Origin of the sequence: Microcystis sp. M44BS1 (assembly GCF_020244875.1) — a bacterium.
In the GTDB taxonomy this organism is placed as follows: Bacteria; Cyanobacteriota; Cyanobacteriia; order Cyanobacteriales; family Microcystaceae; genus Microcystis; species Microcystis panniformis.
In genome coordinates this window covers 1-14,346 of record NZ_JADBVM010000139.1, presented here as the reverse complement: position 1 = coordinate 14,346, position 14,346 = coordinate 1, and the positions used below count along the sequence as shown (strand labels likewise).

Genomic DNA, 14,346 nt, shown 5'->3' with positions numbered 1-14,346 from the left:
TACTAAACGTCGGGACATATAAACAGTTATAAGGTTGGTCAGGGTTGACCTATTAGATTCAGTCAGGGGACTGAAGACCTTACTAGGCGGTTATTTCAGGTATTTCAACCTTATTTCATGCCTAAACGTTTCGCACAAATCTGTTGAGTATATGCTACTTATGAGGATAGGCACTCATGCAAGAGGCACTCATGCAAAAGGGGAAATAAATAATTAGTCTTTAATAACCAGATTGACACTCCCATCGCTAAAAGCGAGGGATTCTTGGTTCATCGAGTTTCCTTAATCTGGCAGGACGTATCCAACATTCACCAGAGGGAATCTCTCCCCCCCCCTTGCCCCCCCGACGTCGGGGGGTCAGTCGGTTTAATCTTTTTTCTGCTTGGCGATAGTATTGCGGTATTTCTACTGTTTCCCCATCACTGTTAGCGTAGAAAACTTTTAAACCTACATCCAATCCCACACATTTCTTTGTTGGTTCTAGGGGTTTAGCGTATTCCCGGATATCAACGCTAAGACAGAATTGGACATAATAACCATCTGCTCGTTTAACAATCCTAACTCGTTTAATTTGGTCTAGAGGGTAAAAGTTTAAGTCTCTGGTTCCTTTCAGTTTAACCGTGCCAATGTTTTTCTTATCTGTGAAAGTTATTTTCTTTCTATCATCAGATAGTTTCCACCCAGAGTTTTTATATTCCACAGAACGATTATTTTTCTGAAACTTGGGATAACCTTTTTTACCTTTAACCTTTTTCTTACAATTGTCATAAAAACGAGCAATAGCTGACCAAGCTCGTTCGGCCGATGCTTGTCTAGCAGTAGAATTTAGAGTATCGACAAACTTGAACTGAATGGCCGCGAACTGCACAATATTTATTGAGAGAATATTTATCGATTTTGTCTTCTCTCTTGGCATCCATCCAAAGCCTTAATGCTTTGTTTCTGATGAATTGTACTGTACGAATAGCTTCATCAATGGCAGAACACTGACTTGGTTTGACCACGGCTTTCATTTCTAAGACAATCATTGTTTATCGACCTCAAACAACTTATTTTAAGTTAACCTGTAGAGCATCGGATTGTCAAGATTTTAGTGAACATCGAAGCTCTTACATTGAAGCCCCTCGAAATGTCGTGCTTCGCTGTTTTATACTGGTCGGGGTTTCATCCCGTCGCGCTAAGCGCGAGGGTCTTCACCCCGACATTCAAGATAAACTAAACTTATACCAATATGGGTGGCGAATTATTTTATCTAGGGTTGGCTGAATAAATCTAAAAACCTTGTTGGGTAAGACTTTTAGACTTTTTGTCAATCAAAAAGTACCAGATATGGGAGTGGTCGGGGGGAAAATTCCGGGACTTTTTCCCTGAAAATTAGGTAATTGACCCCCTCAAAATCGGTAAAACCCCACACCCCACACCCTGTCCCCACGAAAAACTTTTTCAGCAGACCCTATCTAAAAACACTGTCAATAGAAAAGGAGGGAAACGTCAGTTAATTAGACCGATTATTGCAGACATTTTGGCAAATTTTCCTTTTTAGGATGGTTTTCCTGAATTGAGATTCTCCCCCCCTACTAAAGCAAGGGGGAAAAAAAATCAATTGGCACGCTGTTCAACCAACAGTTGGTAAGCATGATTAAAATCAGCCGTTGTAATGCGAATCTCAGCCGGGTCAGTCATTCCCTGATGGCGATAACGACGAATTGCCATCAGTGCCGCTTGGTTACATAATAACGCTAAATCTGCGCCATTCCAGCCTTCGGTTGCCTCGGCCCAATAGCCTAAATCCACATCCTCTAAAGGACGTTCATCATTATGAACCCCCAGAATTGCTAAACGACTAGAGGCATTCGGTAAATCAACTTTTAACTGTAAATCCAACCGTCCCGCTCGCAATAAGGCCGGATCTAACGCATCTGGGCGATTAGTGGCTCCAATCACTAAAATCGTTGCCGCCGTTTGCAACCCATCTAACTCCGTGAGGATTTGTCCCACAACCCGGTCACTCACTCCCGAATCCCCACTATAACGACCTCTTGCTGGTGCTAAAGTATCAATTTCATCAATAAAAACCACACAAGGGGCTGCCTGACGAGCTTTGGCAAACAACTCACGCACCGCTTGTTCGCTCGCCCCTACCCATTTACTCAAAAGCTCAGGTCCATTAATACTGATAAAATTAGCTCGCGCCTGAGATGCAACCGCTTTGGCCAATAAGGTTTTTCCCGTTCCAGGGGGACCCCAAAGTAAAATACCTTTGGGAGCTTGGGCTTTGGTTTGCGTATATAATTGCGGATGGAGTAATGCCCCTTCCACGGACTCCTGTAGGGTTTGTTTAATCTGTTCAAGTCCGCCAATATTGTCCCAGTCCACATGGGGAGATTCCACCTCCACAGACCGCAATACCGCCGGTTTAACTTCTTTTAGGGCTTGCAAAAAGTCGGCTTGGACCACCGTCATTGTTTCCGGAATTTGCGAGTCAATCGTAGGAACCTGGCGTCGCAAAGCACTATAGGCCGCTTTCTGGCAAACGGCTTTTAAATCTGACCCGACAAATCCCACCGCATTATCGGCAATCAGAGCTAAGGAAACCGATTCATCTAGGGGCATGGAACGGGTGAGAATTTGCAGGATTTCTAAACGGCCCTTGCGGTCAGGCACCCGAAAGAGGACTTCTCGGTCAAACCGTCCAGGGCGACGGAGGGCAGGGTCAAGATGGTCGGGACGGTTTGTCGCCGCTAGAACAATCACCCCTTGGCTTTGGGCAAAACCATCCATTAAACCCAGCAATTGGGCTACCAGTCTTTTTTCGACTTCCCCTTCAACTTTACTGCGATCGGGTGCCATGCTATCAATTTCGTCAATAAAAACGATACAAGGCGCATTCTTACCGGCTTTCTCAAAAATTCCCCGCAGTTTTTGCTCGGCTTCCCCATAATATTTGCTGATCACCTCTGGTCCGACTAAGGCAATATAGTTAACACCGAGTTCTTCGGCCAAAGCACGGGCGGTCAGGGTTTTACCAGTTCCGGGCGGTCCGACTAAGAGAACGCCGCGAGTGGGTTCAAGTCCTAACTTGGCCAACAAGTCAGGGCGTTTCAGGGGAATGGCAATTAGTTCCTTGAGTTCTTTAATCACTTCCGTCAAGCCACCAACATCTTTCAGGGAAGCCGTGGTCGGTCTTTCGGGCGGTGTCACACTTTCTTCAACCCCTGAATCGGTGGGGGATGAGCGATTGCGATTGACCTCAAAATCATCCCCGCCAGAATTGCTCTGACGAGAAACTCCCCCTGAACGGGGAATACCGCCAGAACGGGGAATATTACTCAAGGGACGGGAATTAAATTGCATTTCGGTTTTAATTTCCCCTTTTTCCAGTTTCTCTTCCAAGATTTTAGCCAGTTCGACTAATTGCTCGAAGCCTTTGAATAATTCTGCCATAAAATTTCTCCTGAGTCAAGTGAAAGATGGGGACTGGGTGATAGATGGGGTTAAGAAGTCCGACTTGATCAGACTAATTACCTTTAAAATAACAGATCTGCCGCGCCTTTTACCCGGGCTAGAGGTTCTACTGACCGGGGTAAACTGGGTAAGCGGATCAAAGTTTGATCTGGGAATAAATCCCGATCAATTTCCCCATTAGCATGATAACGATTCTGCACGACATAACGTTGATAGACTCCCATTTTTTTCAAAGATGCTGTCAATCGCAGTTGTTCGGCAACGATAGCATCTTGGGCTTGCAAAACTCCAATAAATTCTGTATGTTGGGGGTCTTTTAGTTTTTTCTGGGCAGACATCACTTGTTGTCTTAAGGTTCGTAATCGTCCCATTAAATCTACACGCCCTAAGACATTTTGATACTTCATCCAAAGCTTAAAAATCCAACTTAACCAATCTCCTAAAGCCGTTGGCATTTCCAAAAATCGCAGGAGATGACCAGTAGGAGCCGTATCTAAAATAATCAAATCTTGTTCTTTCTGGTCTAATAACTCCATTACTTTTACTAGGGATAACATTTCATCAATTCCAGGCAGAGATTGAGCTACAATTTGTCGCCAAGCTTCCGGAGTATAAGCTAGTTTGATGTTTCCTTCTTCCTTACCTTCACCACTAATCATTTCTGCCAGTTCCCATAAATAATCATCCCGAAATTTTTCTAAAATGATATTAGCATCAACTTCTTGACCACTTAAATTATCAGTTAATTGTGTGGATTGATGTCCTAACTTTGTCCCAAAGGCATCTCCCAAAGAATGAGCAGGATCAATAGAAATAATTCTAATTTTTTGATCGGGATGACGATTAGCTAACGCCCAACCAATAGCCGCAGCAACGGTGGTTTTTCCCACCCCCCCCTTGCCACCAATGATAATGAGTTGGCGTTTGTCGTCAATAAAATCACTAAAACTCGGCAGAATTTTTTGCGGCCATTGAATAGGAGGCGGCGCAATAAATTCTACTTGTTCGAGGATTTTAATTTGACTCATGATCTGATCTAATGCTTCACCTCCTAGTGGTTCTTTTGCTTGTTGAGGCAGGGTGAAAATTGTCTCTTGACCTGGAATTTTGAGGAATTTATCGAGGAGTTGCTGTTGCTCACTATAGCGATCTAAATTTTGATTAGGATCCGTTAGAATGCGATTAATAAATAAGCTGCCGCAGGGAATATTTAAGTGATGCAAACTATTGAGTAATCGTTCGGTTTCTAATAAACTCATCGGTTCGGCAATTGCCACAATTAAACAAAGGGTAAAATCCCTATTTTGTAGGAGTTGTTTGCCTTCAGTTAATTCTGATTTTGTTTTGACTAAAAAGTCATCCACATCATCGGCATTGTAGGTTTTTGCAAAAGTTTGCGAAATAACACGATGTTTTTCTTGAAACAACTCTAAAGAATTGAGAATAATCTCTAAAAAGTCTTTAATTTCCAATAAATTTAAGGTATGACCAGAGGGGGCCATATCAACAACAATTCGATCAACAACATTCTCTATTAGTAATCGTTGAATTTCTAATAGACCCATGATTTCATCTAAACCTGGCCAGTCTAAATCCCAAACAGGAGTTAAATCTTCTCCTTCAACAAAACTGCCCCGTTCTACTAAAAGTTCTAAAAATTTTCCGTATTTTTCTTTAAATTCTAAAAGCAATTTTTCCGCATCTAATGCCCTAACTTTTAAGTTGGGTAAGTCTTTTACAGGTGATGCTTCATCGCTAACTTCTGTTTGCAATACATCCCCTAAAGAGTGAGCAGGATCGGTTGAGATTAATAGGATTTGTTCCTCGGGAAATAATTTAGCCCAACGGCGAGCAAATCCACAGGAAAGGGTAGTTTTTCCCACTCCTCCTTTGCCACTAAACATAACTAAATGTCGAGTGTCATAACGACTTAGAGAGTTATTTACCAAGTTAAAGTTAGTCATAGAGAAATCAAGTTAAGTAAAGTGATAGGGGGGAGAAACTTGTCCTAATTGTAATTCCCAACGGGGGCAGGCTTTCTGCCAATGCAAAACTTGCTCGATTAGTAAAGGTTGTTCTTGAAAATCAACTAAAAGATAAATTCGTGATTCTGTCCCTGGAGCAGTAATAATCTTCGTTGATGGATAGTTTTGGGTGATTAAATTCACGAGATTTTGCCATTCTGAACCTTGCAAAGTATAAAAATCTTGTTGGGCTTCATAAAGCTGTTTTTTGGCTAAAAAATATTGTCTGCCCTTGCTTTCAGAAGAGAGTACAGGCTCCTCTGGCTTACGGGGAATACATTTTAAAAGATATTCTCCTTTTCCCTCAAGTTCTTCAATTTTTTCTTGATATTCTTGGCCATGAGAACAAAGATGAGTCAGTAAATTTTCTGACTCTAAAAAAGATGTGCCAAAACGTAGGGGTAAAATAGTGGTTTGTTGAAATAATTCACAGATGACTCGATCATGACATAAAACCGATTGAATCAAGCGCTCATCATCATTTTGTAAAGTGTCTAAACAAACTTCGGGTTCGACTACGGCCGAGATATCTCCACCAGTTATCAGTAACAATGGGTTAGCCATTCCAACGGGTAATTTTAGGCTTTCTCTGGGGGTTTTCAAAAAAGCGTAAGTATATAGGTTGTACAATTTCATAGGGTTTACCAAAAGAAAATTGACGATTTTTTACAAGTTTTTATATTGGGGCGTTGATATGCTAGAATATTCTAAGTTATTCAGGGATTGTTATGACAACCACTCGTTCACCCAGATCAATTAGATCTAAAATTAGCACTATGCCTCGGAAACAATCTGAAGCAGATCAGCAACTTGAGCTTTATAAGTTAATTACTGAAAAACAACGTATCCAAGAAAAATTAGAAATAATGGAGCGGCAGATTCAGCAGTTAAAAAGTCGTCTGACGTTTGTGACAGATCAAATTGAGACTACAGAACAAAGTATTCAAAATTTGCGTACAGTCAATCCTCCTAGTTTACCTAAAAAACCTGATTCCCCCAAAACTGTTGCCCACTCCTCTAATAATTCTAGTAATTTCCAAGCTTTTTACCTAGAATATTAAGGCTTAATCAAGGGCTAGTTCTGACCAAGCTTCAACGAGTTCTTGAGCTTGTCAAAGCCGCCCTTACTAAGTGCCGCTACAATTTGTGATTTTGTCCATGGCCTATAGGGTGGGAAAGATTACCAGTTTAGAGAGAAAATTCAGATTCGTTTTCTGCCGCCTCTTCTTCTAAGGCCTGAATTTTTAATAAAAGTTCTTCTTCCTGAATTTCAAACTCCTCCTCAGAAATGTTGCCCATATCGTAAGATAGTTGTAAGGATAATAATAATTTGTGCAAATTTTCCGCCTCATCATATTCTATATCTGCACGCTCTTGAATCTTCTCCCCAATCCAGATCAGACCCCCAATAGGACCGGTAACAGGAAGAAGTAAAATATCGAGAAACATAACTAATACTCTCCTTAGATAAGTTGGGCAAAGGTATAGGGTGCAGTTAAATTGTTATAGCGAATTCTTAGGCGATCACCAAACTGCTGATCGATCGCTTCAACGTTTTGGCTAAATTCTGGCTCTTGCTCCCAGGGAATTAAATAAGCTGCATTGTAAATCATGTCATCCGTCATCGGATCGCTTTCAATCACCTCTTGGGCTCGATGATTTAATTGATCTCTAAAGACTTGAATAATGTCTTGTTTCCGTTGCAATACAGTGGCTTCAATGAGTTGACCTATATGAATAATTTCTTCCATATTTAAGTTTTTCCCCATCATCGCATCCCGTTCTTGCTTTAACTTCGGATTAGACTCCAAAGCCGCTTGTAATTCCCACTGATTATCCCAAAAAATCTTAATGCTAACCTCTCGTTGTCCTGACAGTTTAGCAAATAATTCTTTCAGTTGGGTTTTATAGGGAGTAATTAGTTGTTCGGTGACGGATTCCCAGGTTTTGATAACTAAGCCAAACCGCAGGGGCAACAACGTTGTAAACCCTGCTTCCATGACAGTTTCTAATACTTTTTCATGGCAAATTAAATAGCGACGGGATGCCAAATACTTCTCTTTATGAGCAGCGGAGTAGAGAAAACTAAAACCATCAATCATCTCACTGTGAACCGGCTCATTATCAATCCCCTGCAAAACGAGTCCGTCAGGAATTGGTTCCGGAAAGATTCCATACAAATAAAGACCCACTGTCATCAGTATTCTCCCAAATTAAACCGGCTGAGAAGTTAAAACCAAACGAAGCTTTAGATGAATTAAATCTAGTTGAGCTAGACCCAGATCAACATTTCCTTCCACAACAACTCCTGTATTGAGGAGTCTATCCACTAATTCTAACACAGAGGGCTTAATACCCTCCTTTCCAGGATAATAACTCCCCGCTTCCGGTAAAAGAGTGCCAAACTCTCCTAGGTGGACATTTAACTCTTCTGGCTCAACCTCAAAAATTTCACACAAATGGAGAACTTGTTCTTGCAATTTTTGGATACTTTCTGCGGCTCTATCTAAATCAGACTCACTGAGAACCCCTTTTTCCATCCGGCGAATGATTTGGGCTTCCAGCAATTGGCGTACCAGTTCCACGACAGTTAACAGTAAAGGGGCTAAACCAGCTTGGCTATTACTTTCTGGACGGGTCAGCAAGGCTTGATTATCAGAATCGTAAGGTGTGCAAGCAAGTGTCATGGTTGGAATTGGTAAATGAGCAGTTTTTGACGGTGAGTCTCTAGTGGGGAGCTTGGCCAAGAAATTTTATCTGAGGGAAAATAATGATTTGACATACCCCACGCCGTAAACGGAAGTGGATTCTTGTAGCATCACTGCTGAGAATTTCTGGCTTAACGAGTCCACTTGAATTAGATTCTTGGCGAAATCCAACCCAGAGGTGGTTCTCTCCTCAGACTTTTGCGACCTTACAGAAGCCTGTTCTCGGGGGACCCTACGATACAGTTCAAAACCTCTAAAATAATTGGTTTCTCTGGTACTTGACGCTGAGAGCTTTTACCTATAGGAGCATTCCCCTATAGAACCCCATAACTCTAGTTTTCAAGGTGCGTTTATCCGGCGATGACTGGGTTTTTTAAGCGGTTGCTTACCCAGATCCCTATTCTTAATATCATACATCAGATCAAGTCGCCCTAAAAGGGCGAGGCTTTAAACCCAATTTTTCGGTAAACTTCTTTACCGTTTGAGGATTCAATTGAGGAATTTCAATGTATATAAAGAATGTGACTGATCGTTCGGACTGGGATCACGGCTCTCGATTGCACTTAATTTGGCTAAGGATTTTAAGGCTTGAAGTCGCCGTGAAAGTTCCAGGTTTTCTGCGAATAAAGCTTGGCATTGGCTAGGGAGGTAGGGATAACCTGGCAAGCCGTTAATCGCCGTTTCCCTTGCTTTATCAAGGGGGGCAATCGTCTCGTGTAAATTTCCTAACCTTTGAGGATTCAAGTGAGGAATTTCACGCATCTGAGGGATGTGCTTCATCGTTCGGACTGGTATCATGGCTCTCTATTGCAGTCAATTGGGTTAAGGATTTTAAGGTTTCAAGCTCAGTTTCTAGGGTTTGCAGTCGGAGTGAAAGTTCCCGATTTTCTGCTAGTAAAGCTTGGGATTGGCTATGGAGGTAGGGGTCTCCTTCCCACCAGTTGATTCCCATTTCCCTGGCTTTATCAACAGAGGCAATTAACAAACGAATGCGGATATTGATCAGTTCAGTGGAGGCAATCGAAACGGAAATATCGCCGGCAATCACAATTCCTTTATCTAAAACTCGTTCGAGTATATCCGCTAAACTCGAACCTTGAGTTGCTGTTTTTAGGGAGTTGTTTGACTGGTTTTTGAGCGAGCCAGCAAAAGTGGAAGAAGTCACGGTTGGTTTCACTCAATAAGAGTATAAAATTAGTCTTTTCGCTGGGGCAAGTTGCCTCGCAGTAAAGATTGAATGGCTTTTAACGATTGATTTCCTGTGGAAGGCTCAGGAGTTGACGCTTGGGCATCGGAAGGCTCCTCTTCCTCTAGAAAGGATAAGGATTCTAACGGATTGTCCTCGAGGATTTCCCATAAAATCGCTCTTGACTTATCAACAGATAAATTTGTGCGTGACAAAAGAACATCGGCGCAGATATCACGGAAGTCCGAGTCAGCGGAGTTGGCCGCAATATCGTGAGAGGCGCAGACTTTAGCAATCATTAAACAAGAGCGCAAACCCGACGTTTTTTCAGTCGCAGTTTTCACACGAAAGGTTTTGACGAGGTTGACAATAAATAAGGCATCATCTCGACCAATCCCCGTTTTTTTGGCAAGAATTTCGGTCTGAGTCAGTTGATCTGGTTCAGGCATATTAATGGTTACTAACCGATCCATTAGAGCATCTTGGGTAGCATGAACCCCGCAATATTCTTCTGGGTTGGAGGTGAAAATTGCCCGAAATTGAGAATTGACTTGTAGGTAATCGGGTTGATGGCTAGTGGGTGGCAGGGTGAGAATTTTTTCTTCCAAGGCAGAGAGTAAAACGTTGTTGACCTCAGGTCGAGAACGATTGAACTCATCATAAACTAGGGTAAAACCCTCGCGACAGGCCATTGTTAAGCGAGAATCCACCCAGTTGTGTTTTAGCTCGTCTTCAACTTTGAGAACGCTGTGGATATAGTTATCCGTCAGTTTTTTATGGGTGTAGCCAGACTGACTACCAATTAAATCGGAACTGGTAAAGTCATCATCGCCAAAGATTAGCATCACAGGTCTGGCTAAACAATTGGCCAAGTGCATTGCCAAGGTGGTTTTTCCCGTTCCTGCTGGACCACATAGATGGATGGAAAAACCAGCGTTTAGATAACGTAAGGCGCGAGTGGCAACTTGATCAATCGAAGGCGTAACAACAAATTGACCAGGGCGAAGGCAGAGGACGGATCTTCTTGTTTGAGTTTCAGTAAATGTCATAGTTGAAATCTAGTAAATACCATTGTTGACATCCTCACCGCCGTAAACGGACGGTGATTCCTCACCACGCCACCTTTTTAGGATGGTCGCGTCAATGGGGTTGACGCTTCACCAAAAGCGGACGGGTATTCTTGAGCTAACAATTGCCCGTTCAGGTTTCCCTTCATAACCGAGTAGGCAAGGACGCTTGTGTTGCCCGAATTTGACGGCAGGGTTAATCGTCTTTGGCTTTTAAGGCCCACCTCTATAATATCCCAAAAGAGTAGGAACTGTCATCAATTAGCTCTAGAAACTTGATTCTGAAGGTATTTTTAGGATATTCATTAGTCAAGGGGCTAAGGAGCTAAAATTCTTGTCTAGACTACTTTTCCAGACTTGAACAATGACAAGCCCAGATGCAGTCCTTTTCCCTTACCTCCTTTGTCAACAAAAGACTACTAATGACAACATTAACTATAAAGTAAGTGAAGTTTTATAACACTTCTTAATCTACCAGAACCCTAGGGTCGCCCCTACAGGAACTCACCACCCCTACGTTAAGTCTAGAAACCTAGAAAAGCAGGATCAGCATGGTAGGTTTAAAACCAAAGGCTTATTGTTGTACCTTCAGATAGTCCTCTAGTTTAGTCAGGAAAAGGGACTAGAGGGTTTTTACTCTAGCCCTAGGCTTAAGTGGGTTGGAATTAACCTAGAGATTTATTTGCCAAAAACGTAGATAGACAACTCTTGACGAAATTGACGCAAATCGTCTTTTAGCTGTTTCGCTTCCGCTAAACGTCGTTCTTGGAATTGACTTAAATCATCTTTCACCTGTTTGGCTCGATCTAGATGAAGTTGACGTAATTCGTCCTCTAGCTGCTTCGCTGCCGCTAAACGTTGTTCTTGGAATTGACTTAAATCATCTCTCAGCTGTTTGGCTCGATCTAGACGCTGTTGACGTAAGTCGTTCTCTAGCCGTTTCGCTTCAGCTAAACGTTGTTCTTGAAATTGACGTAAATCCTCTTTTTGCTTTTCCGCCTGAGCTAAACGCTGTTTTTGGGTAGCTGTTAAAAACGCAAGGCTTTCTTGTTGAACTTTTTGGAAAGATTGGCGCAAAGCAGTTGCCTGTTCTTGCGCTTGTTTTTGTCTTTCAGTTTTGACATCCAACAAAAAAGCTTGGACTTCTTGCGAGAGTTTAGCTACTTCTCCAGCAATCGATAAACGCTCCTGGCGGAACTTTTCCATGAGAGCAGGCATGGGGTTGTCCTCAATTACTAAATACTATGGAATGGATTAGACCCAATCACCCGTTAGAAAAACCTTGACGGGGACTGGGGGGAGAGACAGTAGATTCCGACTTTTCTGATCATCCCAAAGTCGAGATAGCGAACTACCCTATCAATTATAGACTATTGCGCCCCAAGAGAGGGGTAACTAAACTCAATAGGGATTAAAGAAAAGCCGAGAATCTAGAAAACCTGGTAAGGTTTTAACTGAGCAGATAGGAGAATCTGTGAGCAATCCTTAAGCAGGAACCGCCGCAGATTGAGTCAGACCAACGGCTTCAGCATATTTGAGGTAGGTTTCAACCGAAGCGATGACTACACGAGCTTCAATCGCTAATAATTCGATTCCTACCAAAGAGACGCGAGCCCAGGCATCAATAACGATACCTTTGTCAAGGATGCGATCAATAACTTCAGCTAAGCTAGAGGAAGAGTTGGTTTTTTCGACTGCCATGGTAATAGACCTTTTTGTTAGTTGTATAGAGAGTGTACAGTGCTGATCCCAAAGTTGAGATAGGGAGCTACCTCATCTCAAGGGGCGTGGCCTCACTACCTAAAGAATGGCCTTCCATTGCGCTATTGCGAAAAATAGAGAGGCTCACATTCTGGCGATAGGCGGTAAACCTAGCTACAAGGGTCAAAATCACGGTCACAAAAATAATTTGTCTGAGTCTAGCTTTGTTCTAGCTATCCGTTGCCGTGCCAACCCTATTAACATAGACTATTGCGCCCCAAGAGAGGGGTAACTGAACTCAATAGAGATTAAAGAAAACCCAAGAACCTGCAACACCCGGTCGGGTTTTAACTGAGCAGATGGGAGAATCTGGGAGCAATCCTTAAGCAGGAACCGCCGCAGATTGGGTCAGACCAACTGCTTCAGCATATTTGAGGTAGGTTTCAACCGAAGCGATGACTACACGAGCTTCAATCGCTAATAATTCGATGCCCACCAGAGATACGCGAGCCCAGGCATCAATAACGATACCTTTGTCAAGGATACGATCAATAACTTCAGCTAAGCTAGAGGAAGAGTTGGTTTTTTCGACTGCCATGGTAATAGACCTTTTTGTTAGTTGTATAGAAAGTGTACAGTGCTGATCCCAAAATTTATCTATCGAGCTACCGCATCTCAGGGGCGCAGCTTCCACTCCAAAAATGACTTTCTATTCCGAAAAATAGTGAGTCTCATAATCTGGTGATAGGGGGTAAACCTAGCTACAAGGGTCAAAATCACGGTCACAAAAATAATTTGTCTGAGTCTAGCTTTGTTCTAGCTATCCGTTGCCGTGTCAACCTGATCATTTATAGACTATTGCGCCCCAAGAGAGGGGTAACTAAACTCAATAGGGATCAAAGAAAAGCTAAGAATCTGCAAAACCCTGTAGGGTTTTCACTGAGCAGATGGGAGAATCTGGGAGCAATCCTTAAGCAGGAACCGCCGCAGATTGAGTCAGACCAACGGCTTCAGCATATTTGAGGTAGGTTTCAACCGAAGCGATAACTACACGAGCTTCAATCGCTAATAATTCGATGCCCACCAGAGATACGCGAACCCAGGCATCAATAACGATACCTTTGTCAAGGATACGATCAATAACTTCAGCCAAGCTAGAGGAAGAGTTGGTTTTTTCAACTGCCATGGTAATAGACCTTTTTGTTGTTTTCATAGAGAGTGTACAGTGCTGAAGTCATGGAGGATTCAGAAATCCATTTCGTTTTTCTGCCTTCATTACTCCCGCATCTTTAAAGATAGCAGCCTTGTTTTGTCGTTGTCAATAGCTAATCTCAATTTTTTTAGTTAAGAAATGTAAGATATTTGGGTTAAGAAATGTAGTCAATTCTCATTTTTGGGGTTAAGAAATGTAATCAATTCTCAGAAAAGGCGCACCTATGCTTTCATTATTAAGCGATCGCTGGCTCTAGCCAATATCTTACATAGAACGAATCAACTAATAGTAAAAGCCTCGCAAAGCAAGGCTTTTAGGCGCTTAAGGCACAAATGTATTGAAATTTTAGTTTTAACGTTCGCTATCTTAGGTGTTATTTGCGCGGACCAGGGATGAACAGACTTGACAATCTAGCCATCACAATGGGAAGGTGTGTGATGGGAAATTCTTGCTTCACAGAAACCTGCTTTTTGAGAGAGTCCCAACGAGTCTTACAGTCTCTCCACAAGCTTAAACTTCCGACTGCCCATCAACATTTGTTGACAGGATTCTTATTCCTTCTGATTTTAAATTCTTGGCTGCATTCGTGATAGGTCTTGCATTCTGGACTTATTCATTTTTATATCTGGACTTCCCCCATACATAAATACTAAAAAATTAACAAAACCCTTACTGCAGGTCGCTTCTAAGAAAAAATTGAAAAGAGGCTACTGGGTACATTTTTTACTTGAAAATGGCTGTACCGTTGACTGTATCTAGAGTAGAGCGATTCCGTAGAGTTGGCTGTATAGTGATCGCTAACCTGATTGTAACAGATGGTGTCATTAATCTCTAGAGTCAGCGATTCCCTCTGTAGCCATGTTTTTGCTGGTTTTCTGCCCCGAAACAAGCTATAATGGTCTAAAGGTCAAATTTGAAAATTTTTGCCTCAAACCCTATCTGCGTAAGAACTTCAGGATTTTGTGTCCAGTAGTTCATTAGT

General features: G+C 42.2%; 14 protein-coding genes and 1 pseudogene. 1 reads left to right on the top strand and 14 read right to left on the bottom strand.

Annotated features, from left to right (window positions below):
• Window positions 1-346: 346 nt before the first annotated feature.
• The 4 genes and pseudogenes from IM515_RS11565 to IM515_RS11550 all read right to left on the bottom strand — a co-directional run.
• Window positions 347-1,028, bottom strand: a pseudogene (locus IM515_RS11565) (RNA-guided endonuclease InsQ/TnpB family protein); the annotation flags it as partial.
• Between the two features lie 571 nt (window positions 1,029-1,599).
• On the bottom strand, window positions 1,600-3,444 hold the full coding sequence (locus IM515_RS11560; RefSeq protein ID WP_287627023.1) for an AAA family ATPase: 1,845 nt from the start codon (window positions 3,442-3,444) through the stop codon (window positions 1,600-1,602).
• 83 nt (window positions 3,445-3,527) lie between these two features.
• Window positions 3,528-5,429: an ArsA family ATPase gene (locus tag IM515_RS11555; protein WP_287627022.1), complete on the bottom strand. Its 1,902-nt coding sequence runs from the start codon at window positions 5,427-5,429 to the stop codon at window positions 3,528-3,530.
• 12 nt (window positions 5,430-5,441) lie between these two features.
• The gene (locus IM515_RS11550) at window positions 5,442-6,125 is read right to left on the bottom strand and encodes a GvpL/GvpF family gas vesicle protein (protein WP_002786506.1); all 684 of its coding nucleotides are present in this window, start codon (window positions 6,123-6,125) and stop codon (window positions 5,442-5,444) included.
• A gap of 92 nt (window positions 6,126-6,217) precedes the next feature.
• On the opposite strand from IM515_RS11550, the gene IM515_RS11545 reads away from it, so the two are divergent.
• Window positions 6,218-6,550: a gas vesicle protein gene (locus IM515_RS11545; RefSeq protein ID WP_287730735.1), complete on the top strand. Its 333-nt coding sequence runs from the start codon at window positions 6,218-6,220 to the stop codon at window positions 6,548-6,550.
• Between the two features lie 127 nt (window positions 6,551-6,677).
• On the opposite strand, the gene IM515_RS11540 is transcribed toward IM515_RS11545, so the two are convergent.
• The 10 genes from IM515_RS11540 to gvpA (IM515_RS11495) all read right to left on the bottom strand — a co-directional run bounded on the left by IM515_RS11540 (window position 6,678) and on the right by gvpA (IM515_RS11495) (window position 13,364).
• Window positions 6,678-6,938, bottom strand: coding sequence for a gas vesicle protein GvpG (locus IM515_RS11540; RefSeq protein WP_193959331.1), 261 nt, complete (start codon window positions 6,936-6,938; stop codon window positions 6,678-6,680).
• Window positions 6,939-6,952: 14 nt separating this feature from the next.
• Window positions 6,953-7,687, bottom strand: a complete 735-nt coding sequence (gvpF, locus tag IM515_RS11535; RefSeq protein ID WP_002786504.1) for a gas vesicle protein GvpF — start codon at window positions 7,685-7,687, stop codon at window positions 6,953-6,955.
• Between the two features lie 15 nt (window positions 7,688-7,702).
• The gene (locus tag IM515_RS11530; protein ID WP_002786502.1) at window positions 7,703-8,176 is read right to left on the bottom strand and encodes a gas vesicle protein K; all 474 of its coding nucleotides are present in this window, start codon (window positions 8,174-8,176) and stop codon (window positions 7,703-7,705) included.
• A 510-nt stretch (window positions 8,177-8,686) separates the two neighbouring features.
• The gene (locus tag IM515_RS11525; protein ID WP_052277531.1) at window positions 8,687-8,995 is read right to left on the bottom strand and encodes a hypothetical protein; all 309 of its coding nucleotides are present in this window, start codon (window positions 8,993-8,995) and stop codon (window positions 8,687-8,689) included.
• Window positions 8,952-9,362 carry a gas vesicle protein gene (locus IM515_RS11520; protein ID WP_072925191.1) on the bottom strand — a complete coding sequence of 137 codons (411 nt, stop codon included), beginning with the start codon at window positions 9,360-9,362 and terminating at the stop codon, window positions 8,952-8,954. Before IM515_RS11520 ends, IM515_RS11525 begins: the two co-directional genes overlap by 44 nt.
• A 29-nt stretch (window positions 9,363-9,391) precedes the next feature.
• Window positions 9,392-10,432: a gas vesicle protein GvpN gene (gene gvpN, locus IM515_RS11515; protein WP_287627020.1), complete on the bottom strand. Its 1,041-nt coding sequence runs from the start codon at window positions 10,430-10,432 to the stop codon at window positions 9,392-9,394.
• Between the two features lie 696 nt (window positions 10,433-11,128).
• On the bottom strand, window positions 11,129-11,668 hold the full coding sequence (gene gvpC / locus IM515_RS11510) for a gas vesicle protein GvpC (RefSeq protein WP_052277529.1): 540 nt from the start codon (window positions 11,666-11,668) through the stop codon (window positions 11,129-11,131).
• Between the two features lie 267 nt (window positions 11,669-11,935).
• The gene (gene gvpA / locus IM515_RS11505; protein ID WP_002735503.1) at window positions 11,936-12,151 is read right to left on the bottom strand and encodes a gas vesicle structural protein GvpA; all 216 of its coding nucleotides are present in this window, start codon (window positions 12,149-12,151) and stop codon (window positions 11,936-11,938) included.
• A 382-nt stretch (window positions 12,152-12,533) separates the two neighbouring features.
• Window positions 12,534-12,749, bottom strand: coding sequence for a gas vesicle structural protein GvpA (gvpA, locus tag IM515_RS11500; RefSeq protein WP_002735503.1), 216 nt, complete (start codon window positions 12,747-12,749; stop codon window positions 12,534-12,536).
• A gap of 372 nt (window positions 12,750-13,121) precedes the next feature.
• The gene (gene gvpA / locus IM515_RS11495; protein ID WP_502881973.1) at window positions 13,122-13,364 is read right to left on the bottom strand and encodes a gas vesicle structural protein GvpA; all 243 of its coding nucleotides are present in this window, start codon (window positions 13,362-13,364) and stop codon (window positions 13,122-13,124) included.
• Window positions 13,365-14,346: the final 982 nt, after the last annotated feature.